Here is a 19,806-nt window from a genome sequence, read left to right on the forward strand (position 1 = left end):
TCAGAATTGTGCGCCAATGGAAATGTGATGGCGCCTGTCGCCCAATTCCCGGAAATCCATGGGCCAGGCAATGTCCCACATCAGAAGAACACCGCCGAGATCCATTCGAAACCCGTAGCCGATGTCCCCATGGAGATCCCGGAGCAGAAAACCATCCTCATCGGTTTCCCAAGGATCGAAGATATCGCTTTCCTTCCAGGCAGCGCCAAAGTCTGCAAAGATCGCTCCCCCGATGTTTCCCCATGCAAAGGGAATGGGTCCGCCCAGCATCAGGTAGCGAATGAAGGGAAAGCGCCATTCCACACTCCCCAGAATACTTCGGGTTCCCGAGAATTCCAGATAGTCGTATCCACGCAGATCCTGAGGCCCTCCGAGATGGAACCAGAGGGGATCCTGCCCCTGACTGTAGCGGCCTGAAAGCCGGAAAGCCAGGCTATGCCCACCGGGCCCCAGAAGGTAGCGCCTCCAGTCACCGTGAATGATCCAGCGGGAGGTCGGAACATCTCCCGCAAGGCTTTCACTGCGGGAAAGACCCAGAATCCAGCGGCTTCCCTTTACCGGGCCGAGAGAAGCAAAGAGCGCATCATCATGAACCAGAGATATGCCCGGCTGGATCAAGAGACGGTTTTCCTCGCTTCGCTCCGGGTCGGGAATGGGATCTCCGAAAAGATCGAAGCCTTCAAAGTACTCCCGATGCGTGTAGTAGAGGTTCAGATCCGCATCGAAACGGGTGTAGAGATTCAGCGGATAACTCCCCCCGAACCAGAGACCACGGCTCCACTCCAGAAAGAGGCGATCCTCGGGCAGGGTCCCGTCCAGGGCGCCGACCGTACCCTGGTAGTAGTTGAGGAAGGAGTAGGCTCCCGTGCTCCAGTTGATCCGGTTCTTTCGATTGGCATAGGAAAGCAGGAAATTCGAATCGCTGATTCTGCCGAAGACATCCAGAAGAATCTGGATCTCGTGGTCACCGAGAACATCCTTGAGCGAAATCACGCTGCTCCCGTAAAGCCCGTAGAGCGTATTGAAGGTCAGGCGGCGGCCCATGGTATCAATCAGGAAACGAAGTCGATAGGGAGCATCCTGTCCGACAAGGCTGTCAGCTTCCCGGGCTTTTGAGGGAGGAAGCAGGTGCTGCCCGTCCAGAGCGAGATCGAAGGGCATCCACATTCTCTCCCCGGGAGATTCCTCTTCTGCTTCCTCCAGCCTTGCGGGAAGATCTTCCAGAATGAAGAGGTCATAGCCCCCCCCACGAAGGCTGACAAAGGCAAGAGAGTTTTCATCAGGAGAAAGAGAGGGGTCAAGAAGGCCGCCCGAAGGAGAATAGACTCGGGAAAGCCGCTCTTCGGGATCGCAATACCAGAGTGCGGTCTGCCCGGAAACATCGCTGCGAAAGAGATAGCCACCTCCCCTGAGGGGAAGTGGATCCCGGTCATCGCCCGCCGTGGAGGTCAGGGGACGACTCCCCTCCCCGATGCGCAGGCGGTAGATCTCGTATCCCCGCCCATCATCGAAAATGCTCTCGTTTCCGATGAAGGAGGAACTGTCCAGTTCGGCAGGACTTGCGGGAATCCTGGACTCGGGGAGAAGGGACTCATGGCCAGCGTAGAGGATTTCCTCATCGTTCAGCCAGACCGGATCCTGTTCATCGGCAAGGCTGTGAGTCAGGCGGCTCCATTCCTCCGTTTCCAGATCCAGAAGCCAGAGGTCCGTCACTCCCCCCAAGACACCGGAAACCAGAATGCTCCCGGCATCCGGCGACCAGGAAGGATGACGCATGCTGTCCAGAGGGGACTCGATGCGACGGAGGACCTTTCCCTTCACCGCATCCAGCAGAAGGATCTCGTCCCTTCCGGCCCGAAGGGCTAGCAGGGCGACCCTGCTTCCCTCCGGTGAGAAAGTAGCACCGCTGTCAAAGGGGTGGAGGCTCTCAAAGTCGGCGCTGCGATGCCCGGTCAGGAGTTTTCGGATGACCTTCCCGTCCAGGGCACTGGCCAGATAGAGATTGACCTCCCCCTCGTGATCCTCAAACCAGACCATGCGCTGTGCATCGGGAGAGAAAGAAGGGCGGCGGGTAAAGTAGCTTCGACCTTCTGAATGCTCCCGAAGGGGGAAGGCCTCGGTGGCAGGATCCTCGTGATCGGCAAGCAGCTTCCAGCTCTCCTGCATCTGCTTTCTGCGAAAGGCACGATCCAGTTCTTTCAGATCCATCCCCAGTCGCTTGCGAAGCGCCTTGGAAAAGGAAGAGGACTTTCTGGTTTCCTGCAGGATCTCCGGCAGAATCCCTTCCCCATACTCCTCTGCAAGGTAGCGAACAAGGGCCTGGCCCTCCTTGTACACAAGAAAACCACCGTAGAGACGGTTCAGAGAGGGAAGCATGTCTGAAGCCACGGCGTCTGCGACAAAGCTCTCCGCTTCGGAATCCCAGCCCGTAGACAGGTACTCGGCCAGACCCTCGATAAACCACAGGGGAGGCATCTTCATCTGCCCGAGAGTCCGCATGGCGTACTGGGGGCCAATTCCCCCGAAGAGCAGATCAAGCATGAAGACATGAACCAGCTCATGGGCCACCACATGGCGGAACTCCGACAGCGAACCGGTAAAGGGCAGCACCACCCGGCTTCGATAGATGTCGGTGAAGCCCCCCGTCCCCTCTCCAATCAGTTCCGGGGTAACATTCGTCTGCTGGAAAAATGGATGGGAACTGAAGAGAACCAGCGGAACCCGCTTCATGGGTTCATGGCTGAGAAGTCGCGAAAGGCGTGTCCAGGCTTCCTCTGCGATCAGGATGGCCTGACTGGCCAGACGGGATTCCTCCGGGTAGTAGTAGAGTTCGAAATGCTCGCTCGTGTAGACACGCCACTCGAAGGAATTGTACTGCACCTTGTTCTTGCCGAAGACCTGTGCTCCCGCAGGCAGCAGGAGCAGGAAAATCAGCACTCCTGCCAGGAGGAGGGATGCCCGTTTCCCGCTAGTATTCATAGCGGAAACGAATGTCGAAGTTGTAGGCATCGGCTGTCCCTTCTTCTCCAAGTTGCTCCGACTGTCTCAAGACTTCCATTCTCAGAACTACCCAGTCGCGAACTCTCTTCTCGATTCCCAGTTCATGGGACGAGTTCTGACTCAAGCCCTGATTGTAGGTCACATAAACTCCGCCGGGCAGATAGGAGGCAATCTGCCAGCGCGTTTCCTCCTCGCCCTCCGCTCCCCGGTTCTCAATTTCAACGCTCTGGATCACACCACTAAGAAGTTCCCCGGTCGCCCAGTTCTCCAGTTGGCTGATCAGCCCCGTGGCGATCTTGCCGCCGAGAGCCCCTCGCAGGGATTCCATGCCCTCCACATCTCCCGGGGGAAGTCCCGCCAAGATCCTGAGGGCGTCTTCTTCGCTGTAACCCGATTTACTTTCGAGGCTTACCTTTGGTTCTTGAAGTGTATTCGAGACTGTCAGGGTGATCAGATCATCGCTAGTTCTGCTCTCTGCACGGATATCGAGCATGGGATTGAATCCACGGGTTCCATTGAAATCCAGATGGCCCTCCAGAAGCCGGAAGTGATTCCAGAAGATCAGGTATCGCCCGCGCAGGATGTCCAGTTCGCCGGAGATATCGAAACCCGAGGGCAGAGACTCGAGAGTAATGTCGCCCGCCAGTTCCAGATCCGACTCCGCATCCCGCAGGAAGAGCTGCCCGTCGGCACGAAGCTTCAGACGATAGTCCAGAGCAGAGCCTGAGCTTTCTGACCCAATCCCCATTTCCCTCCTTTGCAGCTCTCCGGAGGAAACCAGAAGTTGGCCTTCCAGAAAAGGTCGCCAGGCTTCGCCCGACCATTGCCTTTGGAGGGAAAGATCTCCGGACACATCACCTCTGAAGAAGGGGAGAGTACCCAGAGCGAAGTCACTCAATGTGGCACTCAGTTGATAGCGGAGTGGTCCGTACCAGGTCAGCCAACCGCGAGCCTTCAGGTGACCATTGCGCTGGCGAAGGTAGCGCAGACCTTCCTGTGCCTCCACCTCTTCAAGGAAGATGCTGTCGCCCTCTACCCGGGCCTCTATCCGGACTTCCTCAAAGAGTTCCTCGGTGCCGGCCAGGCGAAGCCGCCCCTTGTCAAGAGATAGCTCGCCCCGGGGCTGAGGATGGGAAGGACTCCCCTCAAGAAGCAGCTTGCCGCGAAGATCGCCCTCCCCCTCGGCCAGCCATCCAAGAGGATCCGGCAGGTCCTCCAAACGTGCATCCAGAAAGAGCTGTCCCTCCAGGGCATCGTCTTTTTCCAGCTTCAAGCCGCCTGGAAAGGAGAGAGAGGCAGGCAAGAGAAACTCGGACCTGATCCGGCTCCTCTGTTCCGGCCCCTGCTTCAATTCCAGAGACTTGAAATACAAGCCTCCACCTTCAATCTCTGCGTCGAAATCCAGTGACTCCAGAAGAGCCCAGTCCTCTATGGACAAGGAGTCCAGATGCATGCTTGCAGAAGAGGAGAGCTCCTCCAGAGGCCCTTCCAACTGGAGGTTCCCGCTGAGAAGACCCTGCAGCTTCCCGGTCCCGGGAAGCAGGGAATGCAGCTTGCCAAGAGAGAAATCGGAAAAGAGGAGTTCCAGTTCCAGCGACTCGGGTGCCTCGGGAATCCTCAAGGAAGCATCTCCGCTCGGAGGCATTCCCGTGAGCTGTCCGGAAACCCAGACCTGCCCCCCCCTCGCCTCTTCCCAGCGAAGAGAACTCAGGTTCAGGACATCGTCCTTCCATCCTGCATCCAGATTCAGTTGCCCTGGCGGAGAGGAAGCGAGACTGAACTCATCGAGGCTCAATGAAAGCTCCAGACTCCCATCCTCCCGCCTTTCGATCCAGCCATTGCTCCTTGCCTCCAGTTTCTTCGGATTCAGGGAATCGGGCAGCAAGGCTTGCAGGTCCAGATCTCTCCAGACCAGCTGACCTGCCTCTTCGGATTCGCGGCGGAAACTCAGGTGCCCGCCCCGGGAGCGAAAATCTACAGAGCCACGGGGGAGACGCTCTCCGGGCCGGTAGAGGAAAGCCCGGTCGTTCAGCCAGTCATGACCCTGCCAATGGAGCCAGCACTGGCGAAGAAACCAGTCTTCCTTCTCCCCGAAAGGAAGCAGACCGGAAAGAGTGAGTCCCCAGTCCTGGCCGTCCAGGGAAAGGAAGTCGAGATCCAATGCCCCGGGGAGGATCTGCCCCCGCAGAAAGCCCTCTTCGAAATGCCAATCTCCGCGCTTCAGTGCTTTCCCGGTCAGTTCCACCTCCAGAGGAGCCCGCAAGAGAGAATCGGACTCCAGAAGCAGATGCCCCGAACTGATTCCTGTCCCCAGATACGTCGTATTCCGGTAATCTCCCTCCAGAGAAAAGTCGGGGGCAAGGGCGCTTCCCCCGGCAGAAAGCTGAAAATCCAGATCCCCTTGCAGAAGCGTGTCTCCGCTAAAGCGACGGGAAAGGGCGGAAGACCGGCTCTCTCCACTCCCCTCCAGTTGCAGGGTCGCTTCCCGGGGATTGATCCAGCCGGTCAGATTCAGGCTCAGGCCCGTATCCAGAAACCCGGATCGATTTACATGAAGTGTATCACCGGAGAACTCAAGATCCGCATAAGCAGAAGCAAAGGGCAAAGCGATCAGATGCCCCTCACCCAGTTGAAGCCCCAGAGACAGGGTTTCCGGACTTTTCTCCAGATGGAAATCGCCCTGCAGATCCGAAACCGGCCCACCGCCGAAGAAACGGTTCAGATCGAAATGCTGCAACTGGCCTTCCATGCTCAGGCCCAGACCCTTCCCTGCACGGGGGAAACGGAACTGGGCACTTGACTGAAGGAAATTGCGGTTCAGCTCTCCGTCCATGCGGTCCAAGGTCAGTTGCCCGTCATGGAACTGCCCGAGAGTCTCGAGTTCCGCCAGTTCATAGCCGTAAAGAGAGCCGCTCAGCTTGCCCTCCAACTCCAGTCCTGATGGCGCCCCGCTCAGATTCATATGGCCACTGAGCCGGTCCTGCCGGTCAAAGGTCTTGCCGAAGAGAGCGAGAGCTTCTTTCAGAAGAAGGCTGTCCGCTTCGATCTCCAGATCATAGGAAAGCGAGTCTCCCGTCTCGATCCTTCCATCAATCTGGAAAGCACTGCCGGGAAGCTGAATCTTAACTTCCCGGAGCTTGAGAGCCTGATCATGGAAGAAGGAACCCTCCATATCCAGAAGGGTAAGCCCCCCCGGTAAAGTGCCTTTGAGGGATTCAATCTCCAGAAGAAGACCGTCCCGGTTCTTGAGAAGACGCAGCTCCGCAGAATCCAGGCTCAGGGTGTCCCCGGATTCCATGAGTATCTGGAAGTCACGGAGTCGGCAGTCTTCCAGATAAACCAGCGCCGCCATGCCCGCGGGAGCTTCCCCTCCCTGATTTTGCAGGGCCGAGGGGCGAAGGAAACAGCCTTCCAGCTCCAGAGAAGGACTGAACAGTTGCCCTCGAAGCAGGTTTCGGAAGCGGAAACGAAGGTCGGCTTCGCCGATTTCCAGAATCGGCTCGAAGTCCTCATTATCTCCTCGCAGTTCTGCTCCTCGAAGCAGAAGTCCGCCCAGCGGCTTCCACTGGATGGCCTCCAGATCCAGGGTCAGGGACAGTTCGCTCAGGAGATTTCTGCTGATCAGGCCGGCCATCTGGCGGGCAAACCAGGCCTGCCGCAGATGCAAAAACCCATAGCCCAGAAGCAGGACAATCAGGATCACAATTCCCGCAATGCGTCCGGTCTTCTTCCCGCTCATCAGAAACTGTGTCCCAGGCTAAGATGCCAACGGCCCCGCTCATCCCGATTCCGGGCGGGCAGGGGAAGTCCGTATTCCAGTCGAACAACCGTCATCGGGCTGAGGTAATGGATGCCCAGGCCCGTACTCCAGTAAACCCGGGTTCTGCTGCTTCTCTTCCCCTGCCAGGGGAAGAGCTCAGAGCCGCGCAACTGCCCCGGATCCAGCCAAGTGTTCCCCGCATCCAGAAAAAGGGAAAGGCCCAGATTCTTCAGGAAACCCGTTCCGAAAATGGACGACAGCCCCTGCCTCAACTCAAGATTCCCAACCATCAGGAACCTTCCCCCAAGGGCATTCCCAAGCCCCGGATCCTCTTCCTCATCCCAGAGAGGGCCGAGACTCGCATCCTCATACCCGCGCACACTTGTCGACCCGCCGCAATAGAAGCGTTCGTCCCAGGGGACCCCATCCCGGTAGATCCCTGATAGGGGGTTTTCCAGACTCTGGCCATAGGCTTCCACCCAGCCCAAACGGAAGCGGCTTGCAAATACGGCTGCCCCCTTCTTTCTATAGCGATTCGAACTGATCCGAACCCGCTGAAAGTGATGATCGCCCCCCTGCAAACCTCCTGCGACTTCATAGCCAAGATGGAGAAGACGACCTTCGGTCGGATGGAAAAAGTGATCCCGGCTATCCCGATTCCAGATCAGGGACAGGGAGCGGGTCAGGGAGTTGGGAATCTCAATGGATCCGATCAATGGCTGCTGCCGGTTGATATCCTGCTGCTCCCGAATGTAGATCTCTGTATCGGCATCCTGTGTGCGAATGAGAGTCGTGCGAAAGGCCAGCGTCTCCCGGCTGTATCGACCACCCGGTTGTTCATGGTCCATTTCGTGAAAGAGACGGAGACTCAAATGAAGTCCTGGAGAGATTACATTGCGCCGCCAGTACTCCAGAGACTGGCGCTCCATACTGATTTCAAGAGCATCCTCGCTGTTCTTCTTCACCGTATGCAGAAGCTCCAGATTCAGGCGTCCGCCGGGAGAGAAAAGCCCCCGGTGACTCCAGTTGCCAAGAATCCGATAGCCGTCAATGCTCCCATAGCCCAGCCCGAATTCCAGAGAACCCCTTCCCCGTTCCACGAACTCCCAGAGAAGATCCACCTTCCGGTGACCGTTCTCTCCCGGGTCTCTCGGGATCAGGGAATGGCTGATGGAGCGAAAGAGACCCGTATCCAGCAGATTCTGTTCGCTTTGAAGAAGCTCTCCCAGATAAAGGGGCTCTCCCTCCTGCACCCTCATTTCCTTGAGAATGAAATCTCTGGAAATCAGCGTTCCCCGAATGCGGATTTCAGAGAGAATAGCGCGGGGGCCCGCTTCCAGCGTGAAAACGAGGTCCAGAGAATCCCGGGGCGAATAGGAAGGGGACTCGATTACTTCCTGCCTGAAACCGGCCTCCGCCCAGAAGTAGCCCTTGCTCTTCAGGGCCTCGAGAAGATGAACCCGGTCTCCCTCAATCGACGGGGGATCAAGGGGCTTCCCCTCTTCCAGATTCAGCACCGGGCGAGCCTCCTCGAGAAGCTCTGCTCCGGGGCCCTCAAAGAGAAGGCTCCGGAGATAGCGACGCTTGCCCTCCTTCACATGGATGACCAGACTCACGGCATTTCGCTGGGAACCAGTGGGGCGGATTGTCCGATCCTTCTCCGGGTCGCTCGTCACCATAACCTCGTAGAAGCCCTCACGATGATAGAGAGCGGCGATGCGAGCAAGGTCGCTTCTCAGCCAGTCCGGATAGAATGGAGGGTAGCCGATCTGGAAGAGTCTCCGGGAGCGGGTTTTCATTGGCTCCCGAAGCTGCGAAGAGGAAATCGAGTGATTCCCCTCGAAACGCAGTTCCTCGACAAAGGCTCCCCCCTCTTCTCTTTCATCAGAGAGAAGGGAAAGCGGGCCCAGAAAACACAGGGCCAGCGAGAGACAAACTGCACTCTTCTTTGACAGGATGAAGCGGCTCACTTATCCTCCGACTGTGAAAACGATGCGGCGGAAATATAGCATCTGGGGAGCTTCCTTCCTCATTTTTCTGGGATTTCTTCTCCTGCAATCCTGTGGGAAATCCGGGGTTCCCGCCGGAGATATCCTCGATCAGGAAGAGATCTTTCTGGTCGAAGAGTATCTGAAACTCATTGAGGCTCGAAAACTGGCTTTGAACAGCATCGAACTCTCTGATTCTGCTTTTGCCGCCTTGGGCGACACCTTCCCTCTGGACTCTCTACGGGGAATTGCGCGACAGATCAGTGAAGATAATACTGAGCGATGGATTCCCATCTACGAGGAAATCCATCGAAGAGGCCAACTGGGCGGAAATCCCTAGCCAAGTAGCTGGCGAATATCCTGAAACACCACCAGAATCATAATCCCGATCAGGATCAGGGTTCCCGCCTGGGTCAGCCGAAGTCGCCAGGTTTCCGAGATCTTGATTCCGACAAACTCGGGAAGCATGAGAAGCAGGTGGCCTCCATCAAGGGCGGGAATGGGGAGCAGGTTGAAGAGAAAGAGCTGGGTGCTGAAAAAGGCGATAAAGGTCAGCAGGGTCCCCAAACCCCAGGCGGCCGATTGCCCCGCATACTTGAAGATCTGGATCGGGCCACCCACAGCATCACTGCCGAGGCCGCCGCTGAGTAGCTTCCCCAAAAATAACAGGGTTCCCCGAACGGTGTAACTCACTCCAGCGATAGCACGCTGAAAAGAGGCCGGCACTCCAAGATCCCGACGCTCGTAGTAGGGCTCAAAGAAGATTCTTCCAATGCTATCTCCCCCGCTCCCCGGCAGGGAGTCCTCCCGGGGTGTTACAGATGCCTCGAATCTCTCACCCTCCCGAAGCCAGACAAGGGCCACAGGACTGCCGGCACTGACATTGATTCGCTCGGCAATCTCATTGAAGGCTCGAACCTCTTCCCCGTTTACCTTGACGATCCTGTCTCCGCGGCAAAGTCCGATCTCATCGGCGGGCCCACCTCGAAGGACTTTTCCCACCCGGTTATCCACAAGAGGAATGAGTCCCAGAAATTCACCCTCATCAGCCTCCAGAGTGAAAGCAAGAGTCCTCTCGCCCCGCTGAACCCGGAGATTCAAAGAGACAGGTCCTTCGTTGGGAAGAAGCTCCAACAGTGCATTCCAGTTTGCAAGATTCTGTCCCTTGGCAAGAAGAATGCGATCGCCCTCCATAAGCCCCGCCTGCGCAGCAACGCTCTCTTCCGGAATCTCGTCCAGAGTGGTGGTCGGAAGGATGGGATCGCCGCTTGCAAGGAAGACGGAAAAGAGGAGAAGCAGGGCAAGAAGAAGATTTGCCAGAGGTCCACCAAGGAGAACAGAAAGCCGGGAGAAGCGTCCCTTGTTTCTGAATAGCTGTTGCTCGTGTAATTCGGTCTCATCCATGTCCGGGCCTTCGAGCGTGGCCTCCATCATGCCGGCGATCCGGACATAGCCACCCAGGGGAATCAGGCTCAGGGCCCACTCGGTATTCCAGCGATGGAAGCGATAGAGAACCGGCCCGAATCCAATGGAAAAACGATGAATGTGAATCCCGGAAAGCCGAGCCATGAGATAGTGACCCATTTCATGGACAAACACGATCAGCCCGATGGTGAAAATCCCGGCAAACAGCGTCATCAACATTTACTTTCTCCTTCAGCCGCCAGATGGCGGGATTCAATCCACTCTCTTGCCTGAGCCCTGGCAAACAGATCCGCCTTCACAAGATCTTCAAAGCTCTGCGGACTGCCGGGATCTATGCACTCCAGCACTTCCCGAATCACCCGGGAAATATCAGGGAATCGAATCTCCCCTGCAAGAAAAGACTCCACTGCGACCTCATCGACGGCATTGAGACAGAGAGGCGCCACTCCCCCCCGACGCAGGGCATCCATTGCGATGTCGACAGCCGGAAAACGCTCGCGGTCCAGAGGCTCGAAATTCAGCGACAGGGGACCGGCAAGATTGATTCTTCCGTAGTCCGAATCCCTGCGCTGAGGCCAGGAGAGTGCCTGCAAAATCGGTTGCTTCATGTCGGGAAGAGCCATCTGGGCGAAGACCGAGGAATCCTTCAATTCAATCAAGGCATGGACGGTCGACTCCGGATGAACCAGAACCGCCAGTTGATCGGGCTGGAAACCGAACAGGTAGGCGGCTTCGATCAGTTCCAGCCCCTTGTTCACGAGACTGGCCGAGTCGATCGTGATCTTCGGTCCCATCTTCCAGGTAGGATGATTGAGGGCCTGCTCCGGGCTGACCGTTTCCATTTCCCCGGCAGATAGCTTTCGAAAAGGACCGCCGGAAGCCGTCAAAACCAGTTGGCGAACATCGGAAATATCCTTCCCCTCCAGAAGCTGGAAGAGGGCACTGTGTTCGCTGTCGACCGGCAGAAGTTTCGAAGAACTTGCCTCCCACCGTTCCCGGAAAAATTCTCCCCCGCAAACCAGGGACTCCTTGTTCGCCAAAGCCAGATCCAGTCCCCGCTCCAGGCAGAGAAGGGAAATACGCAATCCCGCAAATCCCATGACGGCATTAAGAGCAATGTCTGCCGGAAGATCCAACATCTCTTCGCTAGTCTGGAGCAGGTGGGAAGAAGCCAGTTGCGGGTGAGACTGGGACCACTCTTCCCGGGAATCGGAATCACTGATCCAGACTGCCCGAGGACTGAACTCCCGGATCCATTCTCCCAGCTTATCGGTGTTCCGGTGCACTGAAAGTGCGGACAGGGAAAAGTCGGAAGGGTAGCTCCGCAGGATTTCCAGACTGCTCTGCCCGATGCTCCCCGAAGCTCCGAAAAGAAGAACCTGTCTCATCCGCGGAAAACCCAGAGCAGGAGGAACCAGTAGAAAACCGGAAGGCTGAAGAGCAGGCTGTCGAGGCGATCCATCATTCCCCCGTGCCCGGGAATCAAGTCCGCACTATCCTTGCTCGCCACGGCGCGTTTGAGGAGAGATTCAAACAGATCTCCGAAGAAGCCTGCAACGAAGAGAAGAGATGCCACAAGAAGTGCTTCAGCAAGTCCCAGAAAAGGAAGCCAGAGGGCTCTGAGTGCTGCGGCGAAAACCAGACTGAAAAGTAAACCGCCGGCAAGACCTTCCCTGGTCTTGTTCGGACTGATGCCGAGACCCAGGGGGTGCCGGCCAATCCAGCTCCCGATCAGATAGGCCCCCGTGTCCCCCATCCAGACGATTCCGGCTCCATAGAGAAGCCAGTGAAAGGCTGCGCTGTCAGGAAGAGCGTTTTCCCCTGCAAGATTACGAAGGAGGACCCAGTGTCCGGGGAGCCAGGCCAGATAGACAAGGCCCAGAATGCGCAGCCCGATTTCTTCCCAGGCTCCCTGAATGTCGGCACTCAGTATCCGGCGGACAAAGAGAGCGAGCACCAGAATGCCGAAGAGCGGCGCAGCCAGAAGAATCCCGCCAAGCTGAAATGCTCCCAGAAGCAGAATCTGCGGGAGGAGCAGATCTCTCCAGAGTGCTCCTGAACCCGAAGACAGGGAAGCTTCCCGCCTTGCGGCAAGTCCGGAAAACTCACGAAGCAGGAACAGGGACACAAGAAGAACCACGGCAAAGAAAACCCAGGCCCCGAGCCATGCTGAGAGGAGAAAGGCAGGCAATAGGAGAAGGGCGGAAAGAAAACGGACTCCGAACTTTCTGGCGAAACTATCGGCCATAGCGGCGCTCCCTTCCCTGGAAATCCCGAACGGCCAGGTAGAATTCCTTCTCCCCGAAGTCCGGCCAGAGGGTATCGGACAGATGTATTTCCGAGTAAGCCAGATGCCAGAGGCAGAAGTTGCTGATTCTGGACTCTCCGCTCGTACGAATCAGCAGATCCACGGGTGGAAGATCGGGCAGATACAGATATTCGGGGAAGTTGCTCTCATCGATCTTCTGTGGATCCAGACTTCCCTCGCTCGCAGCTTCTGCGATCTTGCGAACAGCGTCCACGATTTCGGTCTGGCCTCCATAACTCAAGGCCAGATTCAGGCGGGTTCCGGTGTTTCCCGAGAGCTTGTCCATGCAGTCCTTCAGGGATTTCCGGGTGTCTTCGGGAAGAAGGGACAGACGGCCCATTGCTGATAGACGGATATTCTTGTCCATCATCTCTTCGAATTCCTCATCGAGGACATCGATGAGGATCTTCATCAGGGCCTTGACCTCCCTGGCCGGGCGATTCCAGTTTTCCATGGAAAAGGTGTAAAGAGTCAGGTCTTCAATCCCCAGAACAACGGCGGCCTCCAGCACCCGCCGAACCGACTTCCGACCCTCCCGGTGACCGAAAATCCTCGGCATCTTGCGCTCTTTGGCCCAGCGACCATTACCATCCATGATGACGGCAACATGTCGCGGAAGCTCCCCGGAATCGAGGACTTCCTGTTTCAGTTTCTCCTGGTCCAGAGGCATGAAGAATCAGACCTCCATGATCTCCCGGGTTTTCCCTTCCAGGGACTTGTCGACTTCTGCGACAAAGCGGTCCGTCAGCTTCTGGATCTTCTCCCCCACCAACTTCAGGTCATCCTCGGAGATGTCCTTGCTCTTCTCCATTTTCCTCGCATCTTCGAGCCCAGCCCGCCGGACATTTCGAATGGCAACCCGACCCTCCTCGGCCAGAGCCTTGATGCGCTTGACGAGATCCTTGCGGGTCTCTTCGGTCAGGGGAGGAATGGGAATCCGGATGATGTTCCCGTCGCAGAGAGGGCTGAGCCCCAGATCGCTGGCCTGAATGGCCTTCTCCACAAGGGGGACCATGTTCTTCTCCCATGGCGAAATCGTAATGAGGCGGGGCTCCGGAGTCGCAAGACCGGCCACCTGATTCAGGGGCGTAGGGGTTCCGTAGTAGTCCACACGGATTCCCTCCAGGATTGCCGTATTGGCCCGCCCGGCACGAATCCTCGAAAACTCATTCTGTGTCGCATGATGGCTCTTGGCCATCCGTTCTTCTGTGTCTTTCAACAGGGCATCAAGCATGATCGACCTCCTTGCTGACCAGGGTTCCGGGAGTCTCCCCCGACAGAATCCGGGCCAGATTTCCCTTTCGGGAGAAATCAAAAACTCTCAGGGGGATGCCATGGTCCCGGCACAGGGCCAGAGCACTGGCATCCATCACCCCCAGATCCAGAGACAGGGCATCCCGGAAACTGAGTGTATCAAATTTCTTTGCCGCCGGGTCTTTTTCAGGATCCCTATCATAGACTCCCTCCACACGGGTTCCCTTGAGCAGTAGATCCGCATCAAGTTCCACCGCCCGAAGCGCGGCACTCGTATCCGTGGAGAAGAAAGGATTGCCGATTCCCCCGGCGCTGAAAACGATCTCTCCACGGCTCAAGGCTTCGCGTGCTGCTTCCGGAGAGTAATGTTCTGCAAAGGGAGCCATGGGGAGAGCCGAGAAGACGCGCACTGGAAAGCCCCGGGCCTCCATCAGGCTACCCAGGGCCATGGCATTCATCACAGTGGCCATCATGCCGATTCTGTCGGCGCGGACTCTCTCAAGGCCCGCTTTGCCGGCGTCCCTTCCCCGAAAGAGATTCCCTCCACCGAGGACAATCAGCAGACTGAGTTCCTCTGGAAGAGATTCAGAAATCTCATCACAGAGAAGCCCCGCTCTCTGAAAGTCGATGCCCTCTCCAGAAGCCCCGGCAAGAAACTCACCGCTGAGTTTCAGTACGATGCGCGAGACAGGCAGAGAGGGCATGAGCTCCCTAGAGTTCTTCGCCGAGCTGGAAGCGGGCGAAACGGCGGATGGCCATGTTTTCGCCGAGGCTTCCTATGATCGAATCCAGAAGATCCTTCACCGTCATGGCGGGATCCTTCACGAAGGCCTGTTCGAGGAGACATACCTCCTGATAGTACTTCGAGATCCGTCCTTCGACGATCTTTTCGACAATATTCTCCGGCTTTCCTGCTTCCAGAGCCTGCTGGCGGGCGATCTCGCGCTCCCTGTCCAGCACCTCCGGGGAAAGCTCATCAACGGAAAGAGAAAGAGGACTCGCTGCAGCAATGTGCATAGCGACATCCTTGCAGAAACCCTGGAACTGCTCGGTTCTTGCAACAAAATCCGTTTCACAGGCGATCTCCACCATCACGCCGACCTTGCCGCCGGGGTGGATGTAGGAGAATACCAGACCCTCCTTCGTGGCTCTGCCGGCCTTCTTCTTTGCTGCGGCGAGACCCTTGGTGCGGAGAAGATCCACGGCTTTCTCCATGTCTCCTTCAGTCTCTGAAAGAGCTTTCTTGCAATCCATCATTCCGGCGCCGGTTTTCTCCCGCAGTTCCTTTACCGTTATCGCACTCACACTGCTCATCAAGCCATCCTCCTGGGAAGATCGGGTTCTGTACTAGGCGTCGAGGGCCTTGGAATCTGCCTCTTTCTTGCTTCCGCCACCATCGGCCTTGGCCGTCTTCTCTGCAGATGCGGCTTTCGCCTTCTCTGCATCAGACTTGCTCTCCTTGGCCTTGGCCTCCTTGATGGCTTCCTTCTCCTTGAACTGGGCCTTGCCCTCGATCACGGCCTCAGCGACCATGTGCGTAAAGAGCTTGATCGAGCGGATTGCATCGTCATTAGCCGCAATCGGATAGTCGATGGGATCCGGGTCGCAGTTGGTATCGATGAGAGCCACAACGGGGATCTTCAGAGTCCGGGCTTCCTTGACCGCAATGTCACTGATCGTGGTATCGACAACGAAAATCAGGCCGGGACGCTTTTTCATCTCCCGAATCCCACCGAGCATCCTCTGCAAGCGAGCACGCTTCTTGTCCAGCTGCATGCGCTCTTTCTTGTTGAAGTTCTCGATCGAGCCGTCCTTATTCCAGGTCTCGATTTCCTCAAGCCTCTCCAGGCTCTTCCCGACCGTCTCGAAGTTGGTCATCAGACCACCGAGCCAGCGCTCGATGACATAGTGCTGACCACAGCGACCCGCCTCATCGCGGATCGACTCGATGGCCTGCTTCTTTGGTCCCACGAAGAGGATCGGGGCACCGGTGGCGGCCACTTCGCGAACCTTGTCATAAGCGGCCTGAGCCTGGCGCAGTGATATTTGGAGATCAATGATGTAGATGCCGTTTTTCGCGGAAAAGATGAAGGGCTTCATCTTCGGATTCCAGCGACGGGTCTGGTGTCCGAAATGGACTCCAGCTTCCAGCATATCCTTGATGCTGATATTGAAACTCACGGTTTCCTCCTGCAGGTTTTTTTCCTCCACCGCTCTCTTCCGGGTTCCCTTTCCGAAGAAAGACCTGCCCCCGGGACAAACGGTGTGTGTCGTTATATTTCTAGCGCTTGGAGAACTGGAAGCGCTTGCGAGCACCAGGCTGGCCGTACTTCTTGCGTTCCTTCATGCGAGGATCGCGAGTCAGGCATCCCGTGCTGCGAAGTGCTTTTTTCAGTTCCTCGTCCATGGAGATGAGAGAGCGCGAAATCCCGAGGCGAACTGCCCCGGCCTGCCCTGACTTACCGCCGCCATCTACGCGAGCGGAAATGTCGAGCTTGTCCATCATGTCCACATACTCCAGAGGCTGGCGAACCTTGATCACCAGATTCCTCTGCCCGAAGTACTCGTCCAGGGGATTTCCATTCACGGTCTGCTTGCCGCTACCAAGGGTAACCCTGACGCGAGCGACCGATTCTTTTCTTCTCCCCGTGGCATTCCAGTGATCTGACATCTACAATGACTCCTTCTCTCGGCCCCTAGGCCTCGATCTCCAGAACCTCAGGATTCTGGGCCCCGTGCGGGTGGCTGGCCCCCGCAAATACTCTCAGTTTCCGGTTGAGCTTGCGACCTAGCCGGTTCTTGGGAAGCATCCCGTGTACCGCATGCTTGATCACTTCTTCCGGGCGGGTTTCCAGCATTTTCGCAAGAGTCTGAACCTTCAGACCACTCTGGTAGCCGGAATAACGGGAATAGGTCTTCTGAACCATCTTCTGGCCCGTAACGTGAATCTTCTCTGCGTTGATCACGATCACATGATCTCCGAGATCCAGATGAGGCGTAAAATCCGGGCGGTGCTTGCCGCGAATCACCCGGGCAATAGCCGTGGCAAGGCGCCCAAGGGTCTTCCCCTCCGCGTCCACGAGATACCAGCGGTGCTCGATATCTCCCGCCTTGACGACATGGGTTTTCATGCTTCCTCCATGCGGAAACTCCGTACTTCTCCCTCTCCCCGAGGCGGGGAAGGAGGCAAGAAGCAGGATTGGATACAACACAGGAATCGCCAATCTAACAAAGGCTTAGGAGGCTGTCAAGAAGCCCCCTCCGCTTTTTCCAGCGCACTTTTCAGGTCGCTAGCCAGCGAAGAGAACTCTTCAAGACCACTGAATCGGGCGACATGCCGGGCGCTTTCGAGGATATCCGAAGCAGCGCGGTTCTCTACTGTCCACTCCAGGGGACAGTCCAGGGCGCGAACCCGGGAATAGAAGTCATCCCAGGGAAAAGTTCCCTGCCCGACCGCCAGATGTTCATCCATCTCCCCCCCATTGTCATGAATATGAAGGGAGAAGAGGCGTCCGGAAAGCCGGGCAAACCAGTCTTCCAAACTGGCCTCAGAGGCAACATTCCAATGCCCGGTATCGAAATTCACGCCAAAGGTACGGGGGTCCAGAGAAGAGAGAAGATCCGCAAGCAGGTCGGGGCTTCGATCATCCACATTCTCGAAGGCGAAACGCAGTTCCCCCTCTTGCAATGTCTTCTGAAACGAGGTCCAAAACTCCAGAGAGCGATCCAGCCACTCCTCTCTCTCCAGGATGTCCCAGCGAGCTTCCCAGGAAGTGTGAACCACCAGAGTCCTGGCCCCAAAAGCGGGCGCCCAGTCCAGAGCCGCCTGCAGACGCTCCCGGGCCAGATCGACCGCTGCCGGGTCCTGCCCGGCCGGGCGAAGATCCCGGAAGGGAGCATGGATACGACAGGGGCGTCCCTGATTGCGAACCCTCTCCGAGTAGTCCTTGAGCATGGGAAGAAATGTGGAATCGAGGGACTCGTGGTCCAGAAGAATCTCCAGCCCCACGGGCAAGTCCCTTAGAAGAGGCCAGTGCTTGGGGAGGAGGCTTGCCGGGACATGAACATGGAAAAGGTGGCGAGTCATTTCACTCCCGGGCAAAAAAGAACGGGGTCCCCCCTTAAGGAGGACCCCGTCAGGGAAAAACCTACTTGAGAAGTGTCATCTTGCGATGCTGGCTGCCTTCCTCTGTCGTCAGACGATAGAGGTAGACACCGCTGCTGGCAGCATCCCCGTTCTCCTGAATTCCCTGCCAGGTGACCTGATGATCACCCTGCTCCATCGGCCCGCTCATGAGAGTGCGCACAAGGCGACCTTCCAGATCGAAGACCTCAAGAAGAACCTCTCCACCCTTTTCCAGACGGAAACTGATTTCCGTGGTCGGGTTGAAGGGGTTCGGGAAGTTCTGCTTCAGGCTCAGGCGATCGGCCGAAGTCCCGGGAGCATCATTCGGGTTGGAGTAGATGACATTGATGTCATTGTCATCCCGCGGACGCATTTTGTGGAAACCAAACTCATAACGCAGAGTTCCCGTCACATCGACGATGTCACCCACACCCACCATGTAGTCATAGCTGCTGGTGTCGGTGACCCAGAGGGAGTCTGCGAAGTCCTGGCTAATGCTCCAGTCATAGTAGTTCCCGTAGTTCGGGCGCTCACAGACCTCGGCATTGAGAACCTGAACCAGGCGTCCTTCGAACTCCTCGAAGTTTACTCCCGTGATGCCCATCTCCACCACATCCGGAGGCGTGTTCCCGGAGGAGACGAACTCGTAGTAGTAGAAGGGATAGGTCACGGAAGTCTGGCCGTAGTACTCGGTAAGGTAGTCACCGATGATCAGGATATCGCCCACTGAAAGATCGTCGATGATCGGCGGGCAATAGACTTCGATCCCTGAGTAAGGTCCGCCGGCTACGTCCTGCAGGTAGACATGGCTGTAGTACTTGCTCTGCACCACGCCGGTAAGGGTGATGACCGTGCCGTCACAGATGCTGAGATCACCATCCACATCAGGCGTATTAGCGAAGGCGACTGTATTGATACCTCCCCAGAAGTTCACATCCTGAGGTATCATCGGCACACCATTCTGGTTCTGTACATCAAAGACCGTGAGGTTGAGATACAGTTCCGTGGCCATGTCGGCGTATAGGGTCAGGTGAACTGTACTCTCGTTTGCATCAAGAACCGCCGTCTGAACCATCCCGGAATCCATGAAGTAGTTCCAGGGGTTCTCGGCCGTGGCCTGATCGAGAACGCGATCAAAGAGGACATCGATGGTGGCTGTGCCCGTAACGACCGCATACTCAAGGTTCGGAGCAGGCTCCGCACCGGAAAAGATCAGGTCGTAGTTTGCACGTGGCTCCACCTTGAACTCGTCATAGGAGAAGCGCACCGGACCCGCGGCGCTTTCCATGGTCTGTCCGGGAAGAGGCTGACCATAGTCAAACATGTCATCGAAACGAGCCGTATCGTTCACTGAAAAGTTGAACTCCTCGGCAAACCACTCTCCGTAGCCGGGGTCAAGATCCAGAGGCTCAAGATTCTCCAACTGAACCAGAACGCACTCCCAGAGTTCTGCCTCATCCGGGTTGGAAGTTCTCACCTGCCAGGCACGAACCGGTTCCGGAACCGGAACATCATCGGTTCCGGCCATTTCGTAGAAGCCTGCGAAGCCCGAAGGAGTTGGATTCCTGACATCGATTTCCGTGTAGGAATAGTACTCATAGTACTCACCGACCACATTGACCAGATCCCCGATCACGCAGACGGGCGGGTCTCCACTGCCGGTGTAGACCCAGATCCCGCTGAAAGCACCGGCGGCCACTTCCTGTGCAAAGAAGCCATAGGGTGCCACTGCGGTGACAACCAGGCCGTCAACACGCACAAAGCTGTCTTCCGGCACGCTTCCCTGCTGAATCTCATAGACCGTGTAGGTATCCTGAGCCATCGCAGGAAGACACAGGGTCAATGCAAGCAAAAAGGTGATGAGATATTTCATCGGTTTCCCCCAAAAATGGTTATAGTCAATGGTTGCCAATGACCGATGTGCCCCCGAAGGAGCCAAACAAGG

16 protein-coding genes are annotated in these 19,806 nt (G+C 56.8%); 1 reads left to right on the forward strand and 15 read right to left on the reverse strand.

Annotation, left to right across the window (positions count from 1 at the left end; translation table 11 throughout):
• Genes QGH30_05190 through QGH30_05200 form a run of 3 tightly spaced genes read right to left on the reverse strand, consistent with a single transcriptional unit; the run spans position 1 to position 8,730 of the window.
• On the reverse strand, positions 1–2,979 hold the full coding sequence (locus QGH30_05190; protein MDP7021729.1) for a hypothetical protein: 2,979 nt from the start codon (positions 2,977–2,979) through the stop codon (positions 1–3).
• Positions 2,969–6,739, reverse strand: a complete 3,771-nt coding sequence (locus tag QGH30_05195; GenBank protein ID MDP7021730.1) for a translocation/assembly module TamB domain-containing protein — start codon at positions 6,737–6,739, stop codon at positions 2,969–2,971. Before QGH30_05195 ends, QGH30_05190 begins: the two co-directional genes overlap by 11 nt.
• Complete coding sequence (locus QGH30_05200; GenBank protein ID MDP7021731.1) at positions 6,739–8,730, reverse strand: BamA/TamA family outer membrane protein; 1,992 nt, start codon at positions 8,728–8,730, stop codon at positions 6,739–6,741. Before QGH30_05200 ends, QGH30_05195 begins: the two co-directional genes overlap by 1 nt.
• Positions 8,731–8,752: 22 nt before the next feature.
• Between QGH30_05200 and QGH30_05205 the strand changes: the two genes are divergently transcribed.
• Positions 8,753–9,088, forward strand: a complete 336-nt coding sequence (locus QGH30_05205; protein MDP7021732.1) for a hypothetical protein — start codon at positions 8,753–8,755, stop codon at positions 9,086–9,088.
• Here QGH30_05205 and rseP read toward each other — a convergent pair.
• The 12 genes from rseP to QGH30_05265 all read right to left on the reverse strand — a co-directional run bounded on the left by rseP (position 9,085) and on the right by QGH30_05265 (position 19,734).
• Positions 9,085–10,392: an RIP metalloprotease RseP gene (gene rseP / locus QGH30_05210; GenBank protein MDP7021733.1), complete on the reverse strand. Its 1,308-nt coding sequence runs from the start codon at positions 10,390–10,392 to the stop codon at positions 9,085–9,087. The genes QGH30_05205 and rseP overlap by 4 nt on opposite strands.
• Positions 10,386–11,561 (reverse strand): 1-deoxy-D-xylulose-5-phosphate reductoisomerase, encoded by a 1,176-nt coding sequence (dxr, locus tag QGH30_05215; GenBank protein MDP7021734.1) that lies wholly within the window; start codon positions 11,559–11,561, stop codon positions 10,386–10,388. The genes rseP and dxr overlap by 7 nt, the downstream gene beginning before the upstream one ends.
• Positions 11,558–12,421, reverse strand: a complete 864-nt coding sequence (locus QGH30_05220) for a phosphatidate cytidylyltransferase (protein MDP7021735.1) — start codon at positions 12,419–12,421, stop codon at positions 11,558–11,560. Before QGH30_05220 ends, dxr begins: the two co-directional genes overlap by 4 nt.
• Entirely contained in the window at positions 12,411–13,151 is a 741-nt protein-coding gene (uppS, locus tag QGH30_05225; protein ID MDP7021736.1) for a polyprenyl diphosphate synthase, read from the reverse strand. The genes QGH30_05220 and uppS overlap by 11 nt, the downstream gene beginning before the upstream one ends.
• A 6-nt stretch (positions 13,152–13,157) precedes the next feature.
• Positions 13,158–13,718 carry a ribosome recycling factor gene (frr, locus tag QGH30_05230; protein ID MDP7021737.1) on the reverse strand — a complete coding sequence of 187 codons (561 nt, stop codon included), beginning with the start codon at positions 13,716–13,718 and terminating at the stop codon, positions 13,158–13,160.
• A complete protein-coding gene (gene pyrH, locus QGH30_05235) occupies positions 13,708–14,439 on the reverse strand; it encodes a UMP kinase (protein ID MDP7021738.1) in 732 nt (243 codons plus the stop codon). The genes frr and pyrH overlap by 11 nt, the downstream gene beginning before the upstream one ends.
• Before the next feature lie 7 nt (positions 14,440–14,446).
• Positions 14,447–15,049, reverse strand: a complete 603-nt coding sequence (tsf, locus tag QGH30_05240; GenBank protein MDP7021739.1) for a translation elongation factor Ts — start codon at positions 15,047–15,049, stop codon at positions 14,447–14,449.
• Positions 15,050–15,082: 33 nt separating this feature from the next.
• Positions 15,083–15,916, reverse strand: a complete 834-nt coding sequence (gene rpsB, locus QGH30_05245; protein MDP7021740.1) for a 30S ribosomal protein S2 — start codon at positions 15,914–15,916, stop codon at positions 15,083–15,085.
• 100 nt (positions 15,917–16,016) lie between these two features.
• A complete protein-coding gene (gene rpsI / locus QGH30_05250) occupies positions 16,017–16,406 on the reverse strand; it encodes a 30S ribosomal protein S9 (GenBank protein ID MDP7021741.1) in 390 nt (129 codons plus the stop codon).
• Positions 16,407–16,431: 25 nt separating this feature from the next.
• The gene (gene rplM, locus QGH30_05255) at positions 16,432–16,866 is read right to left on the reverse strand and encodes a 50S ribosomal protein L13 (GenBank protein MDP7021742.1); all 435 of its coding nucleotides are present in this window, start codon (positions 16,864–16,866) and stop codon (positions 16,432–16,434) included.
• Positions 16,867–16,982: 116 nt separating this feature from the next.
• Positions 16,983–17,822, reverse strand: a complete 840-nt coding sequence (locus QGH30_05260; protein ID MDP7021743.1) for a sugar phosphate isomerase/epimerase — start codon at positions 17,820–17,822, stop codon at positions 16,983–16,985.
• Positions 17,823–17,883: 61 nt separating this feature from the next.
• Positions 17,884–19,734 carry a FlgD immunoglobulin-like domain containing protein gene (locus tag QGH30_05265; GenBank protein ID MDP7021744.1) on the reverse strand — a complete coding sequence of 617 codons (1,851 nt, stop codon included), beginning with the start codon at positions 19,732–19,734 and terminating at the stop codon, positions 17,884–17,886.
• Positions 19,735–19,806: the final 72 nt, after the last annotated feature.

This window comes from Candidatus Krumholzibacteriia bacterium (assembly GCA_030748535.1).
In the GTDB taxonomy this organism is placed as follows: Bacteria; Krumholzibacteriota; Krumholzibacteriia; order JACNKJ01; family JACNKJ01; genus JASMLU01.

Coding starts and splice junctions, on each gene's coding strand:
- QGH30_05190 (MDP7021729.1), bottom strand. CDS start 2,979: ATGAATACTAGCGGGAAACGGGCATCCCTCCTCCTGGCAGGAGTGCTG.
- QGH30_05195 (MDP7021730.1), bottom strand. CDS start 6,739: ATGAGCGGGAAGAAGACCGGACGCATTGCGGGAATTGTGATCCTGATT.
- QGH30_05205 (MDP7021732.1), top strand. CDS start 8,753: ATGCGGCGGAAATATAGCATCTGGGGAGCTTCCTTCCTCATTTTTCTG.
- rseP (MDP7021733.1), bottom strand. CDS start 10,392: ATGTTGATGACGCTGTTTGCCGGGATTTTCACCATCGGGCTGATCGTG.
- dxr (MDP7021734.1), bottom strand. CDS start 11,561: ATGAGACAGGTTCTTCTTTTCGGAGCTTCGGGGAGCATCGGGCAGAGC.
- QGH30_05220 (MDP7021735.1), bottom strand. CDS start 12,421: ATGGCCGATAGTTTCGCCAGAAAGTTCGGAGTCCGTTTTCTTTCCGCC.
- uppS (MDP7021736.1), bottom strand. CDS start 13,151: ATGCCTCTGGACCAGGAGAAACTGAAACAGGAAGTCCTCGATTCCGGG.
- pyrH (MDP7021738.1), bottom strand. CDS start 14,439: ATGCCCTCTCTGCCTGTCTCGCGCATCGTACTGAAACTCAGCGGTGAG.
- tsf (MDP7021739.1), bottom strand. CDS start 15,049: ATGAGCAGTGTGAGTGCGATAACGGTAAAGGAACTGCGGGAGAAAACC.
- rpsI (MDP7021741.1), bottom strand. CDS start 16,406: ATGTCAGATCACTGGAATGCCACGGGGAGAAGAAAAGAATCGGTCGCT.
- rplM (MDP7021742.1), bottom strand. CDS start 16,866: ATGAAAACCCATGTCGTCAAGGCGGGAGATATCGAGCACCGCTGGTAT.
- QGH30_05260 (MDP7021743.1), bottom strand. CDS start 17,822: ATGACTCGCCACCTTTTCCATGTTCATGTCCCGGCAAGCCTCCTCCCC.
- QGH30_05265 (MDP7021744.1), bottom strand. CDS start 19,734: ATGAAATATCTCATCACCTTTTTGCTTGCATTGACCCTGTGTCTTCCT.